Annotated in this window: 19 protein-coding genes and 1 pseudogene; 12 read left to right on the top strand and 8 right to left on the bottom strand. The window is 72.4% G+C overall.

Translation table 11 applies throughout. The annotated features are described in order from the left end of the window. Positions 1–79: 79 nt before the first annotated feature. Both BT341_RS22155 and BT341_RS22150 read right to left on the bottom strand, forming a co-directional pair. Complete coding sequence (locus BT341_RS22155) at positions 80–1,351, bottom strand: sensor histidine kinase (RefSeq protein WP_072478107.1); 1,272 nt, start codon at positions 1,349–1,351, stop codon at positions 80–82. After that, positions 1,348–2,010: a response regulator transcription factor gene (locus BT341_RS22150; RefSeq protein WP_177328877.1), complete on the bottom strand. Its 663-nt coding sequence runs from the start codon at positions 2,008–2,010 to the stop codon at positions 1,348–1,350. Before BT341_RS22150 ends, BT341_RS22155 begins: the two co-directional genes overlap by 4 nt. 60 nt (positions 2,011–2,070) lie before the next feature. Between BT341_RS22150 and BT341_RS22145 the strand changes: the two genes are divergently transcribed. From BT341_RS22145 to BT341_RS22135, 3 genes are read left to right on the top strand one after another with little or no spacing between them, the layout of a single operon-like run. Continuing rightward, positions 2,071–2,955 carry an AfsR/SARP family transcriptional regulator gene (locus tag BT341_RS22145; protein WP_072478106.1) on the top strand — a complete coding sequence of 295 codons (885 nt, stop codon included), beginning with the start codon at positions 2,071–2,073 and terminating at the stop codon, positions 2,953–2,955. After that, positions 2,952–3,608 carry a helix-turn-helix transcriptional regulator gene (locus BT341_RS22140; protein WP_072478105.1) on the top strand — a complete coding sequence of 219 codons (657 nt, stop codon included), beginning with the start codon at positions 2,952–2,954 and terminating at the stop codon, positions 3,606–3,608. The genes BT341_RS22145 and BT341_RS22140 overlap by 4 nt, the downstream gene beginning before the upstream one ends. An 18-nt stretch (positions 3,609–3,626) precedes the next feature. Next, positions 3,627–4,280, top strand: a complete 654-nt coding sequence (locus BT341_RS22135) for a response regulator transcription factor (protein WP_072482115.1) — start codon at positions 3,627–3,629, stop codon at positions 4,278–4,280. Positions 4,281–4,294: 14 nt separating this feature from the next. Here the strand turns inward: BT341_RS22135 and BT341_RS22130 are convergent, their stop codons facing one another. Continuing rightward, positions 4,295–5,791, bottom strand: a complete 1,497-nt coding sequence (locus BT341_RS22130) for a hypothetical protein (protein ID WP_072478104.1) — start codon at positions 5,789–5,791, stop codon at positions 4,295–4,297. A gap of 459 nt (positions 5,792–6,250) precedes the next feature. Here BT341_RS22130 and fabG point away from each other — a divergent pair, with 459 nt between their 5' ends. From fabG to BT341_RS22090, 8 genes are all read left to right on the top strand, one after another. Further along, complete coding sequence (gene fabG / locus BT341_RS22125; RefSeq protein WP_072482114.1) at positions 6,251–7,012, top strand: 3-oxoacyl-ACP reductase FabG; 762 nt, start codon at positions 6,251–6,253, stop codon at positions 7,010–7,012. 5 nt (positions 7,013–7,017) lie between these two features. Beyond that, a complete protein-coding gene (locus BT341_RS22120) occupies positions 7,018–7,470 on the top strand; it encodes a MaoC family dehydratase (protein ID WP_072478103.1) in 453 nt (150 codons plus the stop codon). A 105-nt stretch (positions 7,471–7,575) separates the two neighbouring features. Continuing rightward, positions 7,576–8,601 (top strand): phosphotransferase family protein, encoded by a 1,026-nt coding sequence (locus BT341_RS22115; protein ID WP_072478102.1) that lies wholly within the window; start codon positions 7,576–7,578, stop codon positions 8,599–8,601. Continuing rightward, on the top strand, positions 8,602–9,825 hold the full coding sequence (locus tag BT341_RS22110) for an acyl-CoA dehydrogenase family protein (protein ID WP_072478101.1): 1,224 nt from the start codon (positions 8,602–8,604) through the stop codon (positions 9,823–9,825). After that, positions 9,822–11,006, top strand: coding sequence for an acyl-CoA dehydrogenase family protein (locus BT341_RS22105; RefSeq protein WP_072478100.1), 1,185 nt, complete (start codon positions 9,822–9,824; stop codon positions 11,004–11,006). Before BT341_RS22110 ends, BT341_RS22105 begins: the two co-directional genes overlap by 4 nt. Next, positions 11,003–12,097 carry an acyl-CoA dehydrogenase family protein gene (locus tag BT341_RS22100; RefSeq protein ID WP_072478099.1) on the top strand — a complete coding sequence of 365 codons (1,095 nt, stop codon included), beginning with the start codon at positions 11,003–11,005 and terminating at the stop codon, positions 12,095–12,097. The genes BT341_RS22105 and BT341_RS22100 overlap by 4 nt, the downstream gene beginning before the upstream one ends. A 202-nt stretch (positions 12,098–12,299) precedes the next feature. Next, entirely contained in the window at positions 12,300–15,041 is a 2,742-nt protein-coding gene (locus BT341_RS22095) for a hypothetical protein (RefSeq protein WP_072478098.1), read from the top strand. A gap of 186 nt (positions 15,042–15,227) precedes the next feature. Further along, positions 15,228–16,106, top strand: coding sequence for an alpha/beta fold hydrolase (locus tag BT341_RS22090; RefSeq protein WP_072478097.1), 879 nt, complete (start codon positions 15,228–15,230; stop codon positions 16,104–16,106). A gap of 90 nt (positions 16,107–16,196) precedes the next feature. Here the strand turns inward: BT341_RS22090 and BT341_RS47915 are convergent. From BT341_RS47915 to BT341_RS22060, 5 genes and pseudogenes are all read right to left on the bottom strand, one after another. Beyond that, positions 16,197–16,765, bottom strand: a pseudogene (locus tag BT341_RS47915) (transposase family protein); the annotation flags it as partial. A 107-nt stretch (positions 16,766–16,872) separates the two neighbouring features. Beyond that, positions 16,873–17,499: a TetR/AcrR family transcriptional regulator gene (locus BT341_RS22080; protein WP_072478095.1), complete on the bottom strand. Its 627-nt coding sequence runs from the start codon at positions 17,497–17,499 to the stop codon at positions 16,873–16,875. 100 nt (positions 17,500–17,599) lie between these two features. Next, on the bottom strand, positions 17,600–18,568 hold the full coding sequence (locus tag BT341_RS22075) for a phosphotriesterase family protein (protein WP_072478094.1): 969 nt from the start codon (positions 18,566–18,568) through the stop codon (positions 17,600–17,602). Positions 18,569–18,572: 4 nt separating this feature from the next. Further along, positions 18,573–20,225 (bottom strand): long-chain-fatty-acid--CoA ligase, encoded by a 1,653-nt coding sequence (locus tag BT341_RS22070; protein ID WP_072478093.1) that lies wholly within the window; start codon positions 20,223–20,225, stop codon positions 18,573–18,575. Between the two features lie 319 nt (positions 20,226–20,544). Beyond that, positions 20,545–24,105 carry a glycoside hydrolase family 2 TIM barrel-domain containing protein gene (locus tag BT341_RS22060; RefSeq protein ID WP_245805055.1) on the bottom strand — a complete coding sequence of 1,187 codons (3,561 nt, stop codon included), beginning with the start codon at positions 24,103–24,105 and terminating at the stop codon, positions 20,545–20,547. Positions 24,106–24,246: 141 nt separating this feature from the next. Between BT341_RS22060 and BT341_RS22055 the strand changes: the two genes are divergently transcribed. Next, entirely contained in the window at positions 24,247–25,098 is an 852-nt protein-coding gene (locus tag BT341_RS22055; protein WP_072478092.1) for an enoyl-CoA hydratase-related protein, read from the top strand. Positions 25,099–25,132: the final 34 nt, after the last annotated feature.

Genomic DNA, 25,132 nt, shown 5'->3' with positions numbered 1-25,132 from the left:
TCGGATCACGCACCCAGGGTACTTCGACGAATACACAGGGAGTACACGATCGATCCATTCCCCGCGAAACTCCGGGAAGTCACCGGCCCGTGGGCAGGCTGAGCTCGAAGATCGCCCCGCCCTCGTCGCGGTTGTAGACCCGCACGGTGCCGCCGTGCACCTCGGCCACCCACTTGACGACGGCCAGCCCGATCCCGGTCGACCCGCCGCCGCTGTAGTGCGGTTCGAACAGCTTGGCCGCTTCTCCGGGATCGATGCCGGGGCCGCGGTCGGCGACGATCACGCGCCCGTCGAGGACCGTCACCTGGACCTCGGCGTCCTCGCCGCCGAGCCGTCCGTGGTCGAGCGCGTTGCCGATCAGGTTCCCGATCGCCCGCCGCAGCAGCGTGGCGTCGCCGTCGACGCGCGTCGGGACGGACGTGACGGTCACGCGCGCGCCGTCGGCCGGGATGTCTTCGGCCAGCGTCTCCACGAGCTGGTCGAGCATCAGCGGCGCGAGCGTCAGCTCTTCGACGCCGGCGGTGATCCGCGCCCGGCTGGGCCACAGGTCGATGATGTCGCCCATCATCCCGGCGAGCCGGATGGTGCGCGGCAGCAGCTCCGCCTGCGCCTCGGGGTTCCGCTGGGCCGCGTCGGCGAGCGCGCGCAGCCGGGCCACGGGTGTCTTCAGGTCGTGGACGACTCCGTCGAGCAGCTGCGAAACGCCGTTGAGCAATGACCGCTGCTGGTCCAGCGCGGCCTCCGCCGGTTTCGTCGCCCGCCCGGCGAGCACGTAGCCGAGGCCGCCCACCGCGGCCACCAGCAGCGCGCACCCGCCGAGGACGAGCAGCACCCACTGGTCGTGCCGGGCTTCCTCGCCCGCGGTGTCGGCCACCGCGACGACGGCACCGATGTACTGCCGCCCGCTGTTCTGGATCGGCTCCGCGGCGAAGTAGAGCAGGTGCCCGTCGGCGGTGCGGGAGTAGCCGGACAGCGGGTGCGCGGCCTGGACCGCCTGGGCGGCGAGGCCGTCCAGGTACGCGTCGTCGACCGGCACGCACCGCCGCCTGCTGTGGTAACCGGCGAACCGCGGCGTGCCGCCCGGCAGCACGGCGAACTGCGGGCACTGCTCGTTGAGCGGATCGCCGGTGATGTACGCGGTCACGAGCGCACCGCCGGAGTCGGCGAGCAGCCGGTTGACGCCGGCGACGACCAGCCGCACCTCACTGTCGAGCTGCTGACGGCCACGGTCGGCGTCGACCTTGATCACCAGCAGCGCCAGCACGACGAGCCCGGCCGCGTTCATGACCGTGAAGAGCAGGGTGAGCAGGCGGCGCAGCCGGCGGAGGCGGCCGGTGGACGACTCGGTCATGACAGCCGGTACCCGACCCCGCGGACCGTGTCGACCGGGTCCGGGTGCCCGAGTTTGCGCCGCAGCCGCTTGACCACCGCGTCCACGACGTTGGCCATCGGCTCGGCGTCCCAGCAGTGCTCGATGAGCTCGGCGCGGGTCACGGCGTTCCCCCGCCGGGTCGCCAGGTATTCGAGGATCGCGAACTCCCGTGCGCTCAGCGACAGCAGCACGCCGCCGCGCCGCACTTCCCCGCGCGCGCAGTCGACCTCCAGGTCGGCGTGCCGCAGCACGGGCGGCCGCCTGCCGGCCCGCCGGCACAGGTTGAGCACCCGGGCGAGCAGCTCGGCCATCAGGAACGGCTTGGTCACGTAGTCGTCGCCGCCGTGGGTGAACCCCGCGACCCGGTCCGCGCCGGAGTCGCGGGCGGTCAGGAACAGCACGGGCACCGTCCAGCCCCGGCGGCGGAGGGCGTCCACGAACCCGAGCGCGTCGCCGTCGGGCAGCATCCGGTCGAAGACCGCGCAGGCGTGCCCGGCGGCCTCGATCGTCCCGGCCGCGTCGGCGAGCGTGCCCACCGCGTCGACCACGAATCCGGCGGCGCTCAGCTCGGCGGTGACGGCCATCCGGATGTCCTCTTCGTCTTCGACGATCAGCACCCGGCCCTTCGGTCGGCTCATGTCATCAAATCCTCAGGCCGGGCCGGGCAGGGTGGATGCACTCGATCAAGGAGGTGTCCAGTGTCGTTCGGGGTGCTCGGGCCACTCGAGGTGCGCGAGCCGGGCGGGGCCGAGGTGAGGGTGGGCACCGGCAAGCCCGCTGCCCTCCTTTCGGCGTTGCTGGTCCACGCTAATGCCTGGGTGAGCGTAGACGAGCTGATCGCCATGATCTGGCAGGAACAGGACGTGCCGCCCTCGGCGGAGCGGAACCTGAAGACCTACGTGTGGCGCTTGCGCCGGGCCCTGCCGGCGCCGGCCGCCGGGCCGCGGATCGAAAGCACGGCCCGGGCGTACCGCATCCGCGTCGACCCCGGAGAACTCGACGTCGACGAGGCCCAGCGCCTCTTCGAGGCCGCGGGCCGCACCGGTGACCCGGAAGCCGCGGCCGGCCTGCTCACCGAAGCGCTCCGGCTGTGGCGTGGCCGTCCCTACGGCGGCACCGGCTGGGCCGCTCCCGCCGTCGGCTTCGCCGAGCAGCTGCACCGGCGGATCCGGAACCGGCTGGCCGATCTGTACGCCGGCACCGGGCGGCACGACGAAGCCGCCGTCCTCGCGCGGGCGCTGGTCACCGAGGACCCGCTGCGGGAGGACTCCTGGACCCGGCTGGTCTTGGCGCTGCACCACGGCGGCCGTCGCGCCGAGGCCCTCGAAGCGTTCGAAAGCGCCCGCGCGGTGCTGCTGGCCGAACTCGGCGTCGAACCCGGGCCCGCGCTCGCCGCCGCGCACCGGCGGGTGCTCCGCGGCGATCGGCCCGGCGGCGCCCCGGGCGACCTCGCCCGGATCGAGGACCTCCTGGTGGGTGCGGTGCGCGCGATCGAAACCGCGGTGCGGCTCGCCGACCGGATCGGTGTCACCGTGCCGGCACTTCCGGCTCTCCCCGTCGCCGTGGGAGGTGTTCCCGCATGACCACGCCCGTCGTCCTGTCCGCGGACCGCCACAACGGCGGTGCCGACGGACTGCTCGCTTCGGCCGTCGCGGACGTCGTCGTGATGACGTCCGCGGGCGGCGGCGAGCCGGACCCGATCGCGCCGCTGCGCCGGATCGACCTGCGCAACCTCGGCCGCGGCGTGCGGTACCGCGTGCTCGTGCCCGACCGCGCCCGGCTCGACCCGGCCGTGGCCGCCCGGCTGACCACGCTGACGCGGGCGGGTGCCGTCGTGCGGACCGTCCCGCGGGTGCCCGCCAGCGCGCTGGTGGTCGACCACGGCGTGGCCGTGCTGCCCGCGCGCCGTGGCCGACCATCAGCGGTCACGGCCGTCCACCTGCCCGCCGTCGTCACCACCGTCCTGGAGCTGTTCGAGCGTGTCTGGGCGGAGGCGACGCCGTTCGTGTCCGCCGGCGGATGCGGCGAGGCCGGGCTCACCCCGCGGGAGCGGGAGCTGCTGACCCTGCTTTCGGCGGGCTGCACCGACGACTCGGCCGCCGCCCGGCTGGACCTGTCGGTGCGGACGGTCCGCCGGATGGTGTCCGACCTGATGCACCGGCTGGGTGCGCGCAGCCGGTTCCAGGCGGGCGTGAAGGCCGCCGGCCGCGGCTGGCTGCTGGAGCGGGCGAGCTGAGGACGCTAGGTTGCGGTGGTGCGGATCTTGGTCACCGAGGACGACGCGGATCTCCGCCTGGCGATCACCACCTCCCTGCGCGGCGCCGGGTTCGCGGTCGACGCCGCGGGCGACCTCCCGACCGCCGACGAGCTGCTGTGGGTCAACGACCACGACTGCGCGGTGTTCGACCGGCTGCTGCCGGGCGGCGACGCGCTGGACTACGTCGAGCGGAAACGCCGGACCGGCTGGACCGTGCCCGTGCTTTTCCTGACCGCGCTGGGCGATCCGGCCCAGCGCCTGGCCGGGCTGCGCCGCGGCGGGGACGACTACCTCGAAAAGCCGTTCCTGGCCGAGGAAATGGTCGCGCGGGTGCGCAGCCTGTGCCGCCGCAGCGGGCAGCCGCAGGCGGCCGTCCTGCGGTGCGCCGGCGTCGAGCTCGACACCGGACGGCGCGAAGTGCGCCGCGCCGGGGTGCTGCTGAGCCTGACCCGCACCGAGTTCGACCTGCTGGAACGGCTCATGACCGACGCCGGCCGTCCGGTGACCCGCCGGGACCTCGTCGCGCACGCCTGGCCGGATCCGCCGTCGTCCAACGCGCTGGACGTGGCGATCGGGAACCTGCGCCGCAAGCTGGGTGAACCACAGCCGGTGCGGACCGTGCCGAAGGTCGGCTACGTCATCGACGCCTGAAGCCGGCCCCGGGCTCAGCCGAAGTAGGCCGCGCCGATCGCGGTGGCGATCCGGTCGGCCACCGCCAAGGATTCCGCCGGCGGGTCGGGGATCGAGGCGTTGACCGACAGCCGTACGCTCGCGGGTCGCGCGAGGTCCCGGTACGGCGAGAGGTCCACGAAGCGCGCGGTTCCGTAGTTCTCGGCGAAGCCCGGCAGGCCGCCGAGGGTGACCGGTTCCGGCGTGGCCGACGGCGAATAGCCGGCGAGTTTCAGCTCGACGGTCATCGACGCGTCCCCGTAGGTGCCGACGCAGCCGGTGACGTTGTTCGCCACTCGTGGTTCGCCGACGGCCGCCTGCCGGATCCCGGCCGCCAGCATGGTGCACAGGATGTCCGCGTTCTCCGATCCGGCGGTCATGATCGCGTCGGCCCCGCGAGGTACTTCGGCCGGCACGGCGGCGCGGCAGCCCGGCGCCGGCTCGTCGACGATGCGGCATGCCGCCGGCGAGGCCTCGTCCGGCTGGTCCGGGGTGATCCCGAGCGTCTTCGGCCGGGGCGGTCCGGGGGCGTTCCGCAGCGTCGAGCGCACCGCCTTGGCCTGGTTCACCGCTTCCGCGCAGCGCGTTTCCGTGGCGAGGCTCAGTTCGTACACGCCCGCGGCCGGCCCGCCGACCGCGCCTTCGTCCCAGCGCAGGCCGCAGGTGGGCGGGAGGTCCACACCCGGCGGCGAGACCTCCTCGCTGACGCGCGCGTTGACGTCGCCCAGGGAGACCTCGTCCGGGCCGGGCGGCCCCGCCGGGGCCACGCTCGCGCCCGGCCGCACGGTCACCCGCAGGCTCGGCCCGGCCACGCCGAACTGGTTCGAGCACCCCTGTTCGCTGTCCGGCGACGGCGGGCCGGACGGGTCGGGCTCGAGCCGCAACGCGGTGGTCAGCAGCTCGCAGAGGTCCCAGCGGGTCACCGGGTTCACCGGCGCCGGACGGGCCAGCGCGTCGAGGTCCCCGCGCAGCTTGCGCGCGGCCGCCACCAGGTTCGGCTCGCCCGGGGCGCACGCGCCGGGCGTCGTCACCATGACCGCCTTCGTGAAGGACAGCGGAAAGGCGGTCTCGCAAGCCCCGTCCGCCGCCCGTTGGTAGGCGAGCAGCTCCCCGATGGTCACCGCCTTGGCCGCCTTGCGGCCGGCGTGCCCGAAGCCACCCAGCGCGACCTTCGCCGCCGAGCCGCCCGGCAGGCGGACGACGCAGTAGCGGGTGGTCTTCGGCTCGGCTTCCCCGGCCACGAACGCGCACGGATCGGCCGAGGCGAACGCCCAGGCGGCCTGCTGGTCCAAGGTCAACGCGGGCGGCGCCGGTGGCGGCGACGGCGGCGGATCACCGGCGCAGCCCGCGAGCAGCAGGACGGGGACGAGGAAGGGCCACCACACGCGCACGGTCCGCACCATGTCAATCTCCGTCAGCCCGCCGATCACCAGCCACAGCACGAACGCCCGGTTCAGGTTCGCCGGCCGCTCCGGAACCGGGACGTCGGGCACCGGAGCCGATCGCGCCCGGCGTCCGGCACCTGGCGAGCTTTTCGGTCACGGCGGAAGGCAAGCACGGTAACGGCCGCCGGTGGTTCCCGTGGCCGCTTTCTGCCACCCCATCACCGAAACGGAGCAGCGCGTCGACTCCTCACCACGCAGCTCGCGCGCAAACCGCCTGCCGGACTCGGCGTGCGCGGCAGCGTGGCTTCGGCGCCGCGACGGGAACGGCCACCCGAGCGCGGGAGCTGCTGCCCCGGGCCGCGCCGACAGCGCGGCCCGCGGCGCTCGTCCCACGGACCACCCGAAACGGTGCCCCCGAGCGGAGCGACCGGCTGCGTGCCCCCGGCCGCGGCTATGATCCTGCGCGAGGCGACACCACTCCGGGTGTGACTGCGCGCACTGTACGGAAAGCAACTGCTTAGTATGCTCGCGGGCACGAACCCGCTTCTCAACGACGAGGAGGTCCCCGTGACCGATTCCCCTTCCCGTGTCGCCGTGGTCACCGGTGCCGGCCGCGGCATCGGTGCCGCCATCGCCGCCCGGCTCGCCGATGACGGCTTCGCCGTCGGGCTGCTGGACCTGGACGAGGCCGGTGTCAAGCAGGGCGCCGAGGCGATCGTCGCGAAGGGCGGCAAGGCCGTCGGCGTCGCGCTGGACGTGCGGGACGCCGAGCAGGTCGAGGCGGCCGTCACCCGCGTCGCCGAAGAGCTGGGCCCGCCGGTCGTGCTCGTCAACAACGCCGGCATCACGCGCGACAACCTGCTGTTCAAGATGACCGAGCAGGACTGGGACTCGGTGCTCGACGTGCACCTCAAGGGCTCCTTCCTGATGACCCGCGCGGTGCAGAAGTACATGACCGAGCAGAAGTACGGCCGGATCGTCAACCTCTCCAGCACCTCGGCGCTGGGCAACCGCGGCCAGGTCAACTACTCCGCCGCGAAGGCCGGCATGCAGGGCTTCACCAAGACGCTGGCCATCGAGCTGGGCAAGTTCAACGTCACGGCCAACGCGATCGCGCCGGGCTTCATCGCCACCGACATGACCGCCGCGACCGCCGAGCGCATCGGCATGAGCTTCGAGGACTTCAAGGCGGCGGCCGCGTCGCAGATCCCGGTGCAGCGCGTCGGCACGCCCGACGACATCGCGCACCTCGCCTCCTTCCTGGTGAGCGAGGGCGCCGGGTTCATCTCGGGCCAGGTCGTCTACGCCGCCGGCGGACCGAAGGACTGAGGGCGATGCGCGAGTTCGAGAACCTGGACGCGTTCGCCGCCGCCGTCGGCGAGCACCTCGGGTACAGCGAGTGGCTGAAGGTCACCCAGGACCGGGTCAACCAGTTCGCCGACGCCACCGACGACCACCAGTGGATCCACGTCGACGAGCCGATGGCGACCGCGGGCCCGTTCGGCGGCACCATCGCGCACGGCTTCCTGACGCTGTCGCTGCTCTCGGCGTTCGGGCCGAAGATCTACAAGGTCAACGGCATCAAGATGGGCATCAACTACGGACTCAACAAGGTCCGCTTCCCGCAGCCGGTGAAGGTCGGCTCGAAGGTGCGCGCCGGCGCCGAGCTGGTGGAGGTCACCGACATCCCGGGCGGCAAGCAGGCGGTGTCGAAGTGGACGGTCGAGATCGACGGCGAGGCGAAGCCGGCCTGCGTCGCCGAATGGGTGACGCGGTTCCTCGCGTGACGCCGCGGCGAGCGGTGCTTTCGGCGGAAAGTGCCGCTCGCCCCGCCTCTGTACGTCATACCGACTAGTCGGTATGCTTGCCCGGACGGACTTCGAGGAGGCTGGATGACCCGCACCGACCCGCCGGGGCTCGACCTGGACCGGCTGCGCGCCCACCTGGACGCGCAGCGGCCCGGGATGGTCGCCGGGGAGCTGACCGCGGACGTCGTCGAGGGCGGCCGGTCCAACCTCACCTACGTGGTGGGCGACGGCCGCTCGCGCTGGGTCGTACGCCGCCCGCCGCTCGGGCACGTGCTGCCCACGGCGCACGACATGACCCGCGAGTTCCGGGTGATCTCCGGCCTGCGCGACACCGCCGTGCCGGTGCCCGAGGCGATCCTGCTCTGCGAGGAACCCGGCGTCCTCGGCGCGCAGTTCTACGTCATGAGCTTCGTGGAGGGCACGCCGTACCGGACCGCCGACGAGCTGGCGGCACTCGGCGAGCAGCGGACCCGGGCGATCGCCGAAGCGCTGGTCGACACGCTCGTCGACCTGCACTCGGTCGACCCGGCCGCCGCTGGCCTGGCGGGCTTCGGCCGCCCGGAAGGCTTCCTCGAGCGGCAGCTGCGGCGGTGGAAGAAGCAGCTGGACGCCTCGCGCAGCCGGGATCTGCCCGGCATCGAAGAGCTGCACGACCGGCTCGCGGCCGCGGTGCCCGTCTCCGGGAAGCCGTCGATCGTCCACGGCGACTACCGGCTGGACAACGTCCTGGTCGACCGGACCGACCGGATCTCGGCCGTGCTCGACTGGGAGATGTCGACGCTCGGCGACCCGCTCACCGACCTCGCGCTGCTGGTGGCCTACGCCGAGCGCGACAAGGTGTCCCTGCAGTTCGTCTCCAACGCCAGCTCGGCGCCGGGCTACCCGACGACCGACGAAGTCGTGCGGCGCTACGCCGAACTCTCGGGCCGGGACGTCTCGCAGCTGAACTGGTATGTCAGCTTCGCCTTCTTCAAGCTGGCGGTGATCCTGGAAGGCATCCACTACCGCTTCAGCAAGGGCCAGACGGTCGGGGCGGGCTTCGAAGGCGTCGGCGCCGGGGTCGCGCCGCTCATCGCGCACGGCAACGAGATTCTCAAAGAGGAGAAGTAAATGGACTTCGCGTTCGACGAGAAGACCGAGGAGCTGCGCGGGCGGCTCCTCGAGTTCATGGACTCGCACATCTACCCCGCCGAGCCGGTGTTCGAACAGCAGCTCGCCGAGCGCGACGACCCGTGGGCCATCCCGCCGGTCATGGACGAGCTGAAGGCCGAGGCCCGCAAGCGCGGCCTGTGGAACTTCTTCCTCCCCGGCGACCACGGTGCGGGCCTGACGAACCTCCAGTACGCGCCGCTGGCGGAGATCACCGGCCGCAGCATCCGGCTGGCGCCGACCGCGCTCAACTGCGCCGCGCCGGACACCGGGAACATGGAAGTGCTGGCCATGTTCGGCAACGACGACCAGCAGAAGCAGTGGCTGGAACCGTTGCTGAACGGGGAAATCCGCTCCGCGTTCGCGATGACCGAGCCCGACGTCGCCTCCTCCGACGCCCGCAACATCGAGACCGCGATCCGCCGCGACGGCGACGAATACGTCGTCAACGGCCGCAAGTGGTACATCTCCGGCGCGATGAACCCCGCGTGCAAGATCTTCATCGTGATGGGCAAGACCGATCCCGAAGCCGCGCCGCACAAGCAGCAGAGCATGATCCTGGTTCCCCGCGACACGCCGGGCGTCACGGTCAAGCGCGGCATGCACGTGTTCGGCTACGACGACAGCGACCACGGCGGCCACGCCGAGGTGCTGTTCGAGGACGTCCGCGTGCCGGTCGAGAACCTCATCGCCGGCGAGGGCGACGGGTTCGCCATCGCCCAGGCGCGGCTCGGGCCGGGCCGCATCCACCACTGCATGCGCGCCATCGGCATGGCCGAACGCGCGCTGGAGCTCATGTGCCGCCGGGCGATCTCGCGCGAGGCGTTCGGCAAGCCGATCGCCCAGCAGGGCGTGGTGCAGGACTGGATCGCCGAGTCCCGCGTGCGGATCGAGCAGCAGCGGCTGCTGGTGCTCAAGACCGCGTGGCTGATGGACACCGTCGGCAACCAGGGCGCGCACACCGAGATCCAGGCGATCAAGATCTCCACCCCGAGCGCCGTCGAATGGATCCTCGACAAGGCCGTGCAGGTGCACGGCGCGGGCGGCGTCAGCCAGGACTTCCCGCTCGCCGCGATGTGGGCCGGGAACCGGACGCTGCGCCTGGCCGACGGGCCCGACGAGGTGCACAAGCGCTCGCTGGCCCGGCGGGAACTCAAGAAGTACCTCTCGGAGGGCGCCAAGTGACTGTCACCGCCGAAGACCTGACGCGCCAGGTGCGCGAGTTCCTGGCCGCGCACGACCCCGGGACCACCGACCGGCTGGAGTTCCTGCGGGCCCGGTTCGACGCCGGTCTCGCGTGGATCCACTTCCCCGCCGGCCTCGGCGGCCAGAACGCCCCGCGCGCCCTGCAGTCCGTTGTGGACAATGCGTTCGCGGAAGCGGGTGCGCCGGACAACAACCCGCGCCGGATCGGCATCGGCCTCGGCATGGCCGCGCCGACCATCCTCGCCTTCGGCACGCCGGAGCAGCGCGAGCGCTACCTGCGTCCACTGTGGACCGGCGAGGAGGTGTGGTGCCAGCTGTTCTCCGAGCCCGGCGCCGGCTCCGACCTCGCCGCGCTCGGCACGCGGGCGGTGCGCGACGGCGACGACTGGATCGTCACCGGCCAGAAGGTGTGGACGTCCGGGGCGCACGAGTCGCAGTGGGCGATCCTGGTCACCCGCACCGACCCGGACGTGCCGAAGCACCAGGGCATGACGTACTTCCTGTGCGACATGACCGCGCCCGGCGTCGAGGTCCGGCCGCTGCGCCAGATCACCGGCGAGGCCGAGTTCAACGAGGTGTTCCTGACCGACGTCCGGATTCCGGACACCCAGCGCCTCGGCGCGGTCGGTGAAGGCTGGAAGGTCGCGCAGACGACGCTGATGAACGAGCGCGTCGCGATCGGCGGGCACGTCCTGCCCCGCGAGGGCGGGCTGATCGGGATCGTCGCGAAGACCTGGCGCGAGCGGCCCGAGCTGCGCACGCCCGAGCTGCGTGACCGGCTGGTGAAGCACTGGGTCGAGGCGGAGACGCTGCGGCTGGCCGGCACCCGGCTGCGCCAGCAGCTGGCGGCCGGGGCGCCCGGGCCGGAAGGCTCGGCCATGAAGGTCGCCTTCTCCGAGCTGAACCAGGCGCTCACCGGCCTGGAGGTCGAGCTGCTGGGCGAAGAAGGTCTGGCCTACGACGACTGGACGTTCCGGCGCCCGGCGATCGTCGACTTCACCGGCCGCGAAGCCGGCTACCGCTACCTGCGCGCGAAGGGCAACTCCATCGAGGGCGGCACCTCGGAGATCCTGCGCAACATCATCGCCGAGCGCGTGCTGGGCCTGCCCTCGGAGCCGCGTGTCGACAAGGACGTCGCCTGGAAGGACCTGCCCCGATGAGCGACCTGCTGTATTCGGACGTCGAGGAAGACCTGCGCGCCTCGGTCCGGGACCTGTTGAAGGACAAGGCTTCGGCGGAGGCGCTGCTGGCGCGCGTCGAGACGGCCGAGGGGTACGACCTGAAGCTGTGGCGCACGCTGGCCGAGGAGGTCGGCATCGCCGGGCTGGCGGTGCCCGAGGAGCTGGGCGGGCACGGCGCTTCGGCCCGCGAAGTGGCCGTCGTGGCCGAGGAGCTGGGCCGCAGCGTGGCGCCGGTGCCGTTCCTGGGCAGCGTGGTGCTGGCGACGACGGCGCTGGTGCACGCGGGCGCCGCCGACTTCGTCCGCCGCCTCGCGACGGGCCAGGCGACCGGCGCGCTGGCCGTCACGCTGTCCACGGCGCCCGGCGCGGGCTTCCCGTCGTCGGTGACGGCCTCGCCGGCGGGAACGCTGTCCGGCCGGGTGGGCACGGTCGCCGACGCCTCGGCGGCGGACCTGCTCGTCGTCCCGGCCGCCGGCCCGGACGGCCCCGCGCTGTACGTGGTCGAGGCATCCGCCGCGACGGTGTCGGAGCTGGTCTCGTTCGACCTGACCCGGCGCGTGGCCGACGTCGAGCTGTCGGACGCGCCGGGGGTCCTGGTGGCCTCGGGACCGCAAGCGGCGGCGGCGCTGGAGGAGGCGCTGCTGACCGGCGCGGGCATCCTGGCGTCGGAGCAGACGGGCGTCGCCGAGTGGGCGCTCACCGAGACGGTGGCCTACCTCAAGGGCCGCTACCAGTTCGGCCGCCCGGTGGGCGGGTTCCAGGCCCTCAAGCACCGGCTGGCGAACCTGTACACGGACCTGGTGATCGCCCGCGCGGCGGCCCGCAACGCGGCGGACGCACTGGCCACGGGCACCGACGTGCCGATCGCGGTGGCGGTCGCGCAGGCCCGGGTGGCGCCGATCGCGGTGAAGGCGGCGGAGGAGGCGATCCAGCTGCACGGCGGCATCGGGATGACCTGGGAGCACCCCGCGCACCTGTACCTCAAGCGCGCCAAGGCCGACGAGCTGGCACTCGGCACGCCGGGCAGGCACCGGGCCCGCCTGGCGGACCTGGTGAACCTGCCCGCCTGACGCGCCGGGCCGCGGTCCGCGGTCCGCGCGGGCCGGAACGACGGCACGGGCCATCGCCGTGACACACCCGGTATTCCGGTTGTGTCCCGCGCGATCCCGTCCGTCCCGGTGATCCCTTGACGGCCCGGCTGTCCGGGTGCTGAGGTGAACACGCCTGGGGGCGGCGAGGGGTTGCCCCCGTGTTCGCAAGGGGGAGACACCGATGTTCCGCGCCTTTTTCCGGCGGCCGACGCTGCCCGGGCGAAGACGGCCACGCGCCGTCGCGCTGCTCGCCACCACGCTCCTGCTCACCGGAACCGCGGCCGTGCTGCCGCCAGCCGCGTCGGGCGCCGAGCCGCCGCCCCTGCCCGTGAAAACGCTGTCGCGGTCGTCGTGGGCCTTCACCGACGCCGCCGATCCCTTCCACGTCAAGGTCGACGCGCCCGGGGACGCGCCCGTCGGCGCGCGCCTGGACGCCACGGGACCGCACGTCTCGCGCTCCTACTACACGCTCGACCTGTCTTCGCTGCTGGGCAAGCACGTCGTCGCCGCCGCGCTGACCGTTCCGGAGAAACGCGCCGCCGACTGCGCGCACCGCGCGCTGGAGCTGTGGTCCACCGCGCCGGTCACCGCGAAGTCGTCGTGGGCGAAACCGCCCGCCGAGCTGACCCGGCTGGCCACCGCCGGGACCCCCGAGAGCGGCTGCCCCGCCGACCTCGCCGCCCTCGACCTGACCGCCGCGCTCGCCAAGGCCGTCCAGGCCGGGGAAAAGACGCTCACCCTCGAGCTGCGGGTGCCGGCGGCCCACGAGCTGGATCCGCGCTACGGCCGCTGGTTCGCCGCCGACGTCAGCCTGCGGGTCACCTACAACACGCCGCCGGGCGTGCCCGCGAACCTGCGCACCGAGGCGCCCGACGCGGCGTGCGCGACCACCGCGCCCGGCGTCTTCGCCCGTGTCTCGAACTTCCCCGTCACCGGCCACTACGCCGAGGTCGCCGATCCCGACGCCGGCCAGGAGCTGGTCGCGCACTGGGAGATGTGGTCGGTCGACGACCCGTCGGTGCGCCGTGACCTCGACTGGCCGGTGACGGACGGAAAGGCGTACGCCCAGTTCGACAACCCGGGTCTGCCGCCGGACCGCACCTACGCGTGGCGGCTGCGCGTCACCGACGGCCTCGACACCTCGGCCTGGTCGCCGACGTGCTACCTGACGCCCGACAGCGTCGCGCCCGAAGTCCCCGACGTCACCTCCGAGGTCTACCTCACCGACAGCCCGTGGGACCCGCGCGGCGGCATCGGCGTGCCGGGGCAGTTCACCTTCACCGCGCACGGGTCCGCGGACGTCGTGCGCTACGAGTACCGCTTCGGTGACCAGAGCGGCTGGACCTCGGTGCCCGCGGAGCCGCTCGGCGGCCCCGCGACGGTGACGTTCACGCCGCGGGACTCCGGGTCCTTCTCCGTCGCGGTCCGCAGCGTGGACCGCGCGAACAACTACTCCTACGAGCGGTACCGGAGCTTCACCGTCCGGGACATCCGGCCGTACGTCTGGTCGACGCTGTACCCGCCGTACTCGGCCGACCCGGACGGCAACGTCGGCGTGCCGGGCGTGTTCGACCTCAGCCCGGGCCTGCCGGACACGGTGAGCTACGGCTACCACCTGGAGCACGGGCCCGAGCAGACCGTCGCGGCCGACGCGGAGGGCAAGGCCCACGTGACGCTCGCCCCCGCGCACGGCGGCCAGAACGTGCTGTACGTGCGCAACACCGGCGCGGACGGCACGGTGTCGCTGTACCGGGAGTACAAGTTCGACGTCGACACCGCGCCGAACGTCACCTGGGACGGGTCCCTCCAGATCGGCTCGGCCACCACCTTCCGGCTGACCCCGCGGCTGGCCGGGACCACGTCGTACACCGCGTGGTTCACCGGCTACCAGGACGCACCGATCGGCGATCCGATCACCGTGCCCGCCCGGGCCGACGGCACCGCCGCCTTCGGCTGGACGCCACCGAAGGCCGACTCGGTGGCCCTGCGCGTGCGCAGCACCGACGCGGCGGGCACGCAGTCCGAGGTGCGCTACACGAGCCTGTACGTCGACGGCGCCGCACCGTCGGTCACCCGGACCGGCGGCGCGGACGCCCCGGGCGAACCCGGCACGTTCACGTTCCGGTCGACGCTGAAGAACACCGCCGAGTTCGTCTACTGGCCGTCGACGGACCCCACGCACAAGCTCACCGCGCCGGCCCGGCCGGACGGCACCGCGGAGGTCACGTGGACCCCCACGGAAGCGGGCAACGTGTGGTTCACCGCGCAGGCCCGCAACACCTCGGGCGTGCCGTCGGCCGAAGGGTCGACGTCCTTCGTCGTCTACGACAGCCCGGTCGTGACGTCGGCGGACTTCCGCAGCTGGCCGTACGGGCCGATGCTGCCGGGCTCGTTCCGGCTGACCACGCGGCTGGCGGGCACGGTGGCGTTCGAGTTCGCGGTGGACAGCTACACCACCACGGACGTGCCGGCCCGGCCGGACGGCACCGCGGACGTCGGGTACACGCCGTCCACGTCCGGTTACCACACGGTGTACGTGCGCGCCCGCGCCGCGGACGGGAAGACGTCCGGATGGAACTACTACTCGTTCACCGTCACCGACCGGCCGCTCGTGTCGTCGGCGGACTACCCGGGCGGACAGGCGGGCGGACCGGGCGTCGCCGGGACGTTCACCTTCGCTCCCGGCGCCCCCGGCACCACCGCGTACGTCTACCACGTGCACGACGACTACCGGGGCACGGACGAGCCCGAACAGACGGTGCCGGTGGACGCGGGCGGAAAGGCGTCGATGAGCTGGACCCCGCAGCAGGGCGGCAGCTACACCGTCACGGTGCAGGGCCGTAAGGACGACGGCAGCCTCACCGAGGCGGCCTACTACACCTTCTCCGTCGCCTACCGGGCCGCCGCCCCGGCGGGCGACTGAGCCGCGGGCTTCCCGGCCGGCGCCGGCCGGGAAGCCCGCTTTTCATGAATCCCTTTCGGTTTCCTGGGAATTTTCGCTCGTCTGAGCGAAAATTCTGTGCGCGCCGCCACCCGGTGGGCAAAAGGCCGGGAAAAATGCCCCCGTTCCCATGGTTCTCCCCCACCGGGCCGCTCTAGCCTTGGCGCCATGGAATTCGCCGTCGCGCCGACGGAAGCCGCCGCGCTGGAGGAATTGACCCTCACGGTCGGCGGCCACCGGCACAGCGCGCTCGCGGCCGGGCCCGAGTCCGGCGAGCTCGTGCTGCTGCTGCACGGCTGGCCCGAGTTCGCCGACGCCTGGACCGAGCAGCTGCACGCCCTCGGCGAGGCCGGCTACCGCGCGCTCGCGGTCGACCAGCGCGGATACGCCCGCGGCGCGCGCCCGGCCGGCGTCGAGCACTACGGGATCGAGCACCTGGTCGGCGACGCGCTGGCCTTCGCCGACAGCCAGGGCGCCGACCGGTTCCACCTGGTCGCCCGCGACTGGGGCGGCATGGTGGCCTGGGTCCTGGCGACGGCGCGGCCGGACCGGCTGCGGTCGCTGACGGTGCTCTCGACCCCGCACCCGTCGGCCCTGCAGCGCGCGGCCGCCACCGACGACGGCCAGTTCCACGACCTCGGGTACATCCGCTTCTTCCGCCGCGGCGTCGGCAAGGCCGAGAAATTCCTCTTACGCGACGAAGCCGCGCAATTACGCGCTGTCTACAATCGCCGGATTCCGGCCGAGATCGTCGAGCGCACCGTCGAGCGCCTTTCCGAACCGGGCGCGCTGACGGCGACGCTGAATTGGTACCGCGGCGCGACGAACGACGCGTTCGACGTTCCGGCGGGCCGCATCACGGTGCCGACGCTCTACCTGTGGGGCAGCGAGGACCCGTACCTCGGCCAGAGCGCGGCGGAGCTGACGGTCCACCACATCGACGCGGACTACCGCTTCCAGATCGTCGAGGGCGCGAGCCAGTGGATGGCGATGGAAGCCCCGGACGAGGTGATCGCCCTTCTGCTCGACCACCTCCGCCGCCACTGAAGCAGGCGGACGCGCGAGTCAGGCCCGCCTTAGACGAGTAATGCGTCACCCGGTTGGTGGTTCGTAGGCGGTCAGTGATCGGGTGTTCGCCGGGGTGGGCTGGCGGTTGCGGCAGGAGGGGCGGATCAGCCGGACGCCGCGTTCGGTGAGCAGGTGGGGTTCGTGGTCGCAGCTGGCCAGGAGCGCCTGCCGCCGCTCGTCGATCTTGAGATCGGCCAGGGCACAGGCGATCGGGACCCGGCTGGGGCGCAGGTCAAGTGCAGCCGCAGTCCCCAGAACAAGCGGGAGTGTGAGCGGCAGTAGCCGTACTTGGCCCAGCGGCCGGCTCCGGGCGTTTCACCGCGGGCCGTGATCGGCCGCATCCGACCGGGGTGGAGTCGACGATCCAAGTGGTGTCGGTCCAAAGGCCGGTGCCCATCGCGGCGTACCCGGATCACCTGCTTGACCAGTGGCGATGCGGTGCGTAGGCGGCGGTTGCAGCCGGACTGGCCGGGCGGGTACCGGAACGCGCGGGGCATCCGCCGCGGCAGGAACCGCAGCCGGCGGGCCTCGGAGGTGAATCCCCCAGCAGTGCCCGGGCCACGGCCGGGGTGACCAGCTCGGCGTCGGTCAGCTTCGGCGGGTCTGCCCCGGTGCCTGCGCGCCAGATGATCGTCGATCTTGACCTAGAGTGCGGCGAGAAGGGTGGGCGGGTCGGTCGGCACGACCTGATCTTGGACACCCTTCACCGCACCCCGGGCAGCACCTCGACTCGGGCATTACTCGTCTAGCGGCCCGGCGGCCGCAGGGCGTCGAGCAGCAGGTCCGCGTAGTGGTCGCCGACCTGGCGGGCCGACAGCGAGCCGCCGCGGCGGTACCACGAGCCGAGGTGGTGGACCGAGCCGAAGAAGAAGTCGACGACCACGTCCGCCGGCTTGTCCGTGCGGAACTCGCCGCTCGCCTGGCCTTCCTCGATCAGGCCGCGGAAGCGCTCGTGGTACTTGCGGCGCTCGGCGCGCACCGCCTTCTGCTTGTCCGGGGACAGCTGGTGCATCGACTGCAGGAAGATCGTGTTGTCGTCCAGGTTGTCGATGCTGGACACCACGACGTCGGACGCGGCCGCGGCGAGCCGTTCGCGCAGCGGCGCGGCCGAGGAGGCCACGCTTTCCAGCTGCCGGGTCTGCTCGCGCAGGACGCGGGCGTAGATCTCGTAGAGCAGGTCGTCCTTCGAGCCGAAGTAGTGGTACATCGCGCCCTTGGTGACGCCCGCCGCCTCGACGATCTCCTGGACCGACGTGCGGTCGAAGCCCTTCTTGGCGAACAGCTTCGTGGCGTGCTCCAGCAGCCGCCGGGGCACGGCGGCCTGGTCGTCGCCGGTGGCTTCGCCCGGCTTGCGGGTGCTTGCTCGGGTCACCGCAAGTACCCCCTCTCTCTCCATCCATGCCCCCGCCACCGCCCTCAGCGGAGACGCTGCGCGCCACTGGTTCGAATCCGCGAACGCACAGGATAACGGCTCAGTCCCGCCAGGACAGGAACCGCCGGGGATTGTCGACCAGCATCGTCGTGATGTCCGTTTCGGACACCCCGCGCTCGCGCAGCGCCGGCAGCACGTCCCGGGTGATGTGCAGGTAGTGCCAGTTGGGCGTCAGCACCGGCAGCTGCTCGGCGGGCAGCCAGTCGATGTAGCAGGACGCGTCGTGCGAGAGCACCATGCTGCCCGCGTAGCCGCGCTCGCACATCGCCGCGACGGTGTTCACCCGCTCCTCGAACGGCAGCAGCAGGTCCAGGCCGAACCGGTCCATGCCGAGCAGCGACCCGCGGTCGGCCAGCTCGATGAGGTAGCCCAGGTCGGTGGAGTCGCCGGAGTGCCCGATCAGCACCTTGCCGAGGTCGACGCCTTCGGACTCGAAGACGTTCTGCTGCTCCAGCCCCCGGCGAGTGCCGGCGTGCGTGTGGGTCATGATCGGCGCGCCGGTCTCCACGTGGGCCTTGGCCACCGCGCGCAGCACGCGCTCGACGCCGGGGGTCACACCGGGTTCGTCGGTGGCGCACTTGAGCAGGCCGGCCTTGACGCCGGTGCCGGCGATGCCCTCGCGCAGGTCGCCGACGAACATCGCGACGAGCGGGTCCTCGCCCTGCAGCAGCGTGCCCGGCCCGCGGAAGTGCAGGTAGTGCGGCACGTCGTTGTAGGTGTAGAGCCCGGTGGCGACGACGATGTTGACGTCGACCTCGGCGGCCACCCGCTGCACGCGCGGGATGTAGCGGCCGAGCCCGATCACCGTCGGGTCGACGATCGTGTCGATGCCGGCGTCCTTGAGCTCCTTGAGCCGCCGGATCGCTTCGGGCACGTGCTCGTCCTCCCGGAATCCCTCGTGCTCCGGGTAGTTCTCGGCGAATTCGGGGCTGAGCACGAAGAGGTGCTCGTGCATGAGCACCCGGCCCAGCGCTTCCGGCGCGATCGCGCCGCGGACGGTCTCGACCACCGCGCTACCCCCTCGCCCGCAGCTCGCGGCGCAGGATCTTGCCGCTGGTGGTCTTCGGCAGCTCGTCGAGGATCTCGATGGTGCGCGGGTACTTGTAGGCGGCGAGCCGTTCCTTGCACCAGGCCACCAGCTCCTGCGGGTCCGCGGAGGTACCCGGCGCCGGGCTGACGTAGGCCTTGACCGTCTCGCCGCGGTATTCGTCGGGGATCCCGACGACGGCGGCCTCGCGGACCGCCGGATGGGTGTAGAGGACGTCCTCGACCTCGCGCGGCCAGACCTTGAACCCGGAGGCGTTGATCATGTCCTTCTTGCGGTCGACGACGTAGACCCAGCCGCGTTCGTCCATGAAGCCGATGTCGCCGGTGAGCAGCCGCCCGCCGGGCAGCGCCTCGGCCGTCGCGTCGGGGCGGTTCCAGTAGCCGGAGACGACCATCGGGCCTTCGACGGCGATCTCGCCCGCCTGCCCGAACGGCAGCTCTTCGCCGTTCTCGCCGAGGATCCGCACGATCGTGTCCGGTACCGGCAGGCCGATCGAGATGGTGCCGGACTCCGGGTCGATCGGCGCTTCGAGGTGACCGGGGACGACGACGCAGCCGGCCGTGGTCTCGGTGAGGCCGTAGCCGTTGTGGATGTAGTGCCCGGTCTTCGCGCGGAAGGCTTCGACGACCGCGGGCGGCAGCGCGGCGCCACCGGAGTAGAGCAGGTGGAACGACGCGAAGTGCTCGCGGCTGAAGGACGGGTGGGCCATCAGCGCCATGTAGGCCGTCGACGGCCCGACCGTGTACGACGGCTTGTGCTCGAGGAAGGCGTCGAGCACGACACCGGGCTCGAAGCGGTAGGCCAGGGCGAGCGTGCCCTCGATGTCGATCGCGGAGCCGACTTCGCAGACCATCCCGGTGATGTGGAACAGCGGCGCGAGCCCGAACAGCGTCGAACCCGCGGGCAGGCCGCTGAAGGCGCCGAGCCCGGCGGCGTTGGTGCCGAGGTTGCCGTGGGTGTTGGTGGCGCCCTTCGGGGTGCCGCTGGTGCCGGAGGTGTAGCTGATCAGCGCGGTGTCGCCGAGCGCGAAAGCGGGTTCCGGCGGCTTGGGACCCGGGGTGGCCGCGGCTTCGAGAAGCTCCACCGCGCCCGGGGTTTCTTCCCGGGTGACCTTGCCGAGGACGCGTTCGTCGTCGCGGGTCTGGAACTCTAGTTCGCTGGTGGTGAGCGCGATCTCGACCGGGCTGTCTTTCACGGTTCGCGCGATGTAGGCGTTCCAGCCGCGTTGCGAGCAGACGATCGCCTTGACGCCGGCGTCGGTGAGGACGTGGGTGAGCTCGCGCTCGCGGTACATCGGGTTGACCGGCACCACGATCCCCCCGGCCTTCCAAGCGCCCAGCAGGGCGATGACGAACTGCGGGATGTTCTGCAGCACCAGGGCGAGCCGGTCGCCGCGGGCGAAGCCGTGCTGGGCGAGGTAGCGCGCGAAGCCGTCGGAAAGCTCGTCGACCTCGCGGTAGCTCAGCCGCGCGTCGAAGTACGCGATCGCCGTCCGGTCGGGCACGTGGTCCGCGGCGCGGCGGAACGTCTCGGGCAGCGTGGCCGGCTTCGCCGGTCCCGCGGCCCGCACTCGTTCGTCGTAGCTCGCGAGCCAGGGCTTCTCGTCGTACCAGCTCACTCCAGTGACCTCCCTTGGACACCGACCGGTCGGTATGCCGACGCTAGGAGGCCGAGGGGTGCCGCGTCAAGACCCCGGCGCGCCGGAACGGCTTTCCCCGGCGCGGAACAATGGCTTTCACCGAGAAGTACGTGCCCCGGTTCGAAATGGTTCGGATTTTGTTTTCCGTGACACGGAGGCTGGACAAGCCGCAGGTAGAGAGGCCACCATGGGCGTCCGCGGCCGCCTCCGGCCGCCCATCCGGAAAACCCCGCCGTATCCCCCGAACGCGGCGGAGCACCCATATGTTCACGCTAACTATGGAGTCATTCATGCCTGCTCAAGGTGGACGGCATCGCCTCTCCCGCCGGACGAAGCTCGCGACGGCGGCCCTGGGCCTGGCGATGGCGGGCGGCGCGCTGGTGATCGCCACGACCGTCGGCGACCCCGGCCAGGCGAGCGCCGCGTCCGGCAGCCGGATCACGTGCCCGGACGTCGCGAGCCGGCTGCCCGCGATCCCGGCCCAGGCGGAGGTGCGGCGCAACCTGCAACTGCTGGACACGCAGATCGCGGAGGCGAACGACCGCCTGGCGACAAGCGCCGGCCAGGGCGGCTCGAACTTCGTGCCGAACGCGATCCTCGGTCCGCTGGCGGACAAGCGCACGTCGACGATCGACCGGATCGCCATCGCGATCGGCCGCCAGGGAGTGAAACCGCAGGGTCTCGGCCGGCTGGCCACATGCGCCCTGGGCGGCCAGGCCGCCCCGGCGCCGGCCGCCTCCGCACCGGTGCAGACGGGCGGGACCAACGCGGGCGGGCAGATCAGCTGCCCGGACGTGGCGAGCCGGCTGCCCGCGATCCCGGCCCAGGCCCAGGCGGAGGTGCGGCGCAACCTGCAACTGCTGGACACGCAGATCGCGGAGGCGAACGACCGCCTGGCGACAAGCGCCGGCCAAGGCGGCCCGAACTTCGTGCCGAACGCGATCCTGGGCCCGTTGAAGGACAAGCGCGTCGCGGCGATCAACCGCATCGCGACGGCCGTCGGGCGCAACGCCGCCAAACCGCAGGGGCTCGACGCACTCGCGCCCTGCCGCCGGTGAACGCCGTGGTCCTGCTCGCGCGGGCGGCTCACCGCGTTCAGCGTCGCCGTCGCCTGTTTGACGTAGAAGTTCGACCAGCCTGTCGCCGGGTCGCCGTCCAGCATGGCCGCCGGGACGGTGTCCGGGGCGCCCGAGTAGCTCGCGTCGGCCGCCGCCAATCCCGGGCTCGCCGGTCGCTCCACCGCTCGCGCGCCCGGGCCGTTGCGCTGCCCGAGGCTCGTGCCCGGCACGGTGACGTTCCCCGGTGCCAGGCCCGGCGAACTCACCGTCACCGTGATCGGGCCGCGGCCGCCGGTCGCCGCGATCACCGCGACCGCCTGCCCGCCGAACGCCGGGATCGCCGGCTGCTGGTAGCTCTGCGCGTTCTCCTGCCGCCCGTTGTCGACGCCCGCCACGCGTCCCGGCCCCCGGACGGTGAACCGCAGCACCGGCTCGGCGCCCGGCACCACGACACCGTGCTCGTCGACGACGGACGCCGTCACGAACGTCATCGCGCCCTGCCCGCGCGGCTCCGCCGTCAGCGTCAGCGCCCGGGGTGGCCCCGCCGTGACGAGCCGGTCACGCGCCACCTCGCGACCTCCGGAGGTGGCGATCGCAGTCAGCGTGCCCGGCTCGAACGGCACGGTCCACGTCAGGTGCAGCTTGCCGCGGCTGCCGTTCGGGCTCGTGTAGCTGCCCGACGGATCGTTCTTGTCGTCGCCGGTGGCCTCGGTGGTCTCCAGGTACGGCCGTCCGTCCACTGTGGTCTTGCGGTCGAACCGCTGCACCCCGAGCGACCGTCCGTTGAGGACCAGCTCGACTGTGTCCACTGTGGAATACACCCACACCGCGACGGGTTCGCCGGGCCGGTGCCGGGTCCAGTCCATCGGCGTCAGGTGCACCATCGGCGCGGTGGTCCACTGGCTGCGGAACAGGTGGAAGGCGTCCTTGGGCAGGCCGGCGCTGTCGATCGCGCCGAAGAACGACGTCTTGACCGGGAAGACGTCGTAGGGCGTCGGCTCGCCCAGGTAGTCCTGCCCGGCCCAGAGGAACTGGCCCTGGCAGAACTTCCGGTCGCGGTCCTTCTTCAGCGAGTACTCGCCACTGAACGTCCACGACGCCAGGTTGTTGTCGTAGGAGGAGGTCGCCCGCTTGCCCGGCGTGTGGTTCTCGCCCGTGTTGAGCAGGTCCGGGTCCTGGTAGACGCCGCGCGTGGAGGTCGCCGACGACGACTCCGACTCGAAGAAGAACTTGTCCGGGTACTTCGCGTGCAGCCCGTCGATCGACTGCGCGGTGTTGTAGTTGACGCCGAGGCCGTCGAGCTGCCGCAGGATCAGGTCCTGCGGCGAGCCCGGCGCCGGCACGCTCCGGTAGCGGTCCGAGCCCATCACGACCGGCCGGGTCGGGTCGATCGCGCGGACGGCGGCGATCAGGCCGGCCGCGATCCCGGGGCCGCCCGCCATCGACGCGTCGGGCACCTCGTTGCCGATCGACCACAGCACCACCGCCGGGGAGTTCTTCGCCGCGTGGACCATTTCGCCGATGTCGCGCGCGCTCCACGCGTCGAAGTCGCGGTGGTAGTCGTACTCGACCTTCCCGGTCCGCCAGCAGTCGAACGCCTCCACCATCATGAGGATCCCGAGCTGCTCGCAGATCGTCACCAGCTGCGGGTCCGGCGGGTTGTGCGCGGTCCGCAGCGCGTTGGCACCCATCGCGAGCATCAGCCGCATCTGGCGTTCCAGCGCGGCGGCGTCGACCACCGCGCCCAGCGGGCCCTGCGTCGAGTGCAGGTTGACCCCGCGCAGCTTCATCGGCTCGCCGTTGAGCGAGAACCCGTGGTCCGGGTGGAATTCGGGGTACCGGAAGCCGAAGGCGGTGGACGTCGTGTCGAGCACGCGCCCGGCCACGGCGACGTCCGTGCGGAGGCCGTAGAGCACCGGAGAGCCCACCGACCACAGCCGCGGGCCGGCGACGTCCGGCGTGGTGACCGCCGTCGCCGTCCCGCCGGCGGGCACCGCCACGGTGGCCGAGCCCGCCGCGACGACGCGGCCCTCCGGGCCGGTGACCGTGGTGCGCACCTCGGCCGTCACCGGCGCGGCGGAGTCGTTCACGACGTCGGTCGCCACCCGGACGGTGCCGCGGCCCGCGGCGATGCCGGGGGTGGTGACGAAGGTGCCGTGCCGGGCGACGTGCACCGGCTCGGTCACGACCAGCCGGACGCGCCGGTAGATGCCGCTGCCGGCGTACCAGCGGCTGCTGGGCATCGGGTTCACCGCGCGCACCGCCAGGACGTTCGGTGTCCGGCCGTCGGTGTGCAGGCGGCCGGTGAGGTCGAACGCGAACCCGGTGTAGGCGCACGGGTGGTTGCCGAGCAGCTCGCCGTTGAGGTGCACGTGCGCGTCGGAGTAGACGCCGTCGAACTCGACCGACACGCGCTTTCCGGCGAGCGAAGGCGGCAGCGTGACGGACTTGCGGTACCAGCCGAGGCCGCCGCGGAAGAAGCCGGACGCACCGGCCGTGCGCCCGTCGGCGACCGGCGGCAGCTCGATGCTCCAGTCGTGCGGGACGTCGACGACCTGCCACGCCGAGTCGTCGAAGGCCGGATCGGCGGCGCGGGCGAAACGGCCGTCCGGGTCGGTGACGCCGTCGGGGTTCACGAGAGCGAACCGCCAGCCCGCGGCCAGGTCGGTGGCGCGGCCGGTGACGGCCAGGTCCGGCCGGGCGAGCGTCCCGGCGGCACGGGCGACCGGCGCGAGGGCGGACGTGGCGACGGCGGCGCCGAGTCCGCCGAGGACCTGACGTCGGCTGGGAGTGTGCGGCATCGGAGGAGTCCCTTCCGGCGGCGACGCGGGCGAAAAGCACTATGGCACAAGGGTTTCCGGGTCTCCAATGGGTTCGACAATTTCGAACTGGCCGAACGCCAAGCGACCGCTTAGTATGGTCACTGACCCGAGGAGGCAGTCATGTCCACTGTGGACGGAGTGCGGTACGCGGCGGACGGCCCGGTCGCGACGCTGACGTTCGACAAGCCGGACCGCAGCAACGCGATGGACGTGCCGATGCAGGCGCGCTACGGCACCCTGCTGCGCCAGGCCGACGCCGATCCGGCCGTCCGGGCGGTCGTCGTCACCGGCGCGGGCAAGGCGTTCTGCCCGGGCGCCGACCTCGGCTTGCTGGAAAACACAGCGGCGCTCCGCGCCTCCGTCGAGGGCGGCGGGGGCACGGGCGGAACCATCGCGGCCGCGCCCCCGGCGCCGGGAGGCGGGCACGAGAACTTCCGCGACGTGCTGGCGGCGGTCTCGGTGGGCGTCCCGGTCGTCGCGGCGGTCAACGGCGGCTGCGCGGGCCTGGGGTTCGTGATCGCGTGCTCGGCGGACGTCCGCTTCGCCGCGGCGGGCGCGAAGTTCACGACGGCGTTCGCCCGGCGCGGGCTGATCGCGGAGTACGGGATCGCGCAGCTGCTGCCCGCGCTGGTCGGCCAGGGCCGGGCCCGTGACCTGCTGCTTTCGGGCCGGACGTTCACCGCGGAGCAGGCGCACGAGTACGGGCTGGTGCAGGAGGTCGTCCCCGCGGAGGAGCTGCTGCTGCGCGCCCGCGCATACGCGACGGAGCTGGCGACCTACAGCGCGCCGCGTTCGATGGCGGTGATGAAAGCGCAGTTCACGCGCGAAGCCTCGCTGCCGCTGGAGGAAGCGGCCCGCGAGGCGACGGCGCTGATGATCGAGTCGTTCGGCCGTCCCGAGCTGGCCGAGGGCTTGGCCAGCTGGAACGAACGCCGTGCGCCACAGTTCCCGCCCCACACCGGTCGTGAGTGAGAAACCGGTTCTGACCCGGTTTCTCACTCACGAC

Source organism: Amycolatopsis australiensis (assembly GCF_900119165.1).
In the GTDB taxonomy this organism is placed as follows: domain Bacteria; phylum Actinomycetota; class Actinomycetes; order Mycobacteriales; family Pseudonocardiaceae; genus Amycolatopsis; species Amycolatopsis australiensis.
Note: the sequence above shows the minus strand (reverse complement) of the source record. Positions and strands in the feature narration are given on the sequence as shown.

Excerpts from the sequence above, each read along its gene's own strand:
- BT341_RS22115 (WP_072478102.1), top strand. The coding sequence starts at position 7,576 with ATGACCCGCACCGACCCGCCGGGGCTCGACCTGGACCGGCTGCGCGCC.
- BT341_RS22120 (WP_072478103.1), top strand. The coding sequence starts at position 7,018 with ATGCGCGAGTTCGAGAACCTGGACGCGTTCGCCGCCGCCGTCGGCGAG.
- BT341_RS22140 (WP_072478105.1), top strand. The coding sequence starts at position 2,952 with ATGACCACGCCCGTCGTCCTGTCCGCGGACCGCCACAACGGCGGTGCC.
- BT341_RS22090 (WP_072478097.1), top strand. The coding sequence starts at position 15,228 with ATGGAATTCGCCGTCGCGCCGACGGAAGCCGCCGCGCTGGAGGAATTG.
- BT341_RS22055 (WP_072478092.1), top strand. The coding sequence starts at position 24,247 with ATGTCCACTGTGGACGGAGTGCGGTACGCGGCGGACGGCCCGGTCGCG.
- BT341_RS22155 (WP_072478107.1), bottom strand. The coding sequence starts at position 1,351 with ATGACCGAGTCGTCCACCGGCCGCCTCCGCCGGCTGCGCCGCCTGCTC.
- BT341_RS22150 (WP_177328877.1), bottom strand. The coding sequence starts at position 2,010 with ATGAGCCGACCGAAGGGCCGGGTGCTGATCGTCGAAGACGAAGAGGAC.
- BT341_RS22095 (WP_072478098.1), top strand. The coding sequence starts at position 12,300 with ATGTTCCGCGCCTTTTTCCGGCGGCCGACGCTGCCCGGGCGAAGACGG.
- BT341_RS22060 (WP_245805055.1), bottom strand. The coding sequence starts at position 24,105 with ATGCCGCACACTCCCAGCCGACGTCAGGTCCTCGGCGGACTCGGCGCC.
- BT341_RS22110 (WP_072478101.1), top strand. The coding sequence starts at position 8,602 with ATGGACTTCGCGTTCGACGAGAAGACCGAGGAGCTGCGCGGGCGGCTC.
- BT341_RS22100 (WP_072478099.1), top strand. The coding sequence starts at position 11,003 with ATGAGCGACCTGCTGTATTCGGACGTCGAGGAAGACCTGCGCGCCTCG.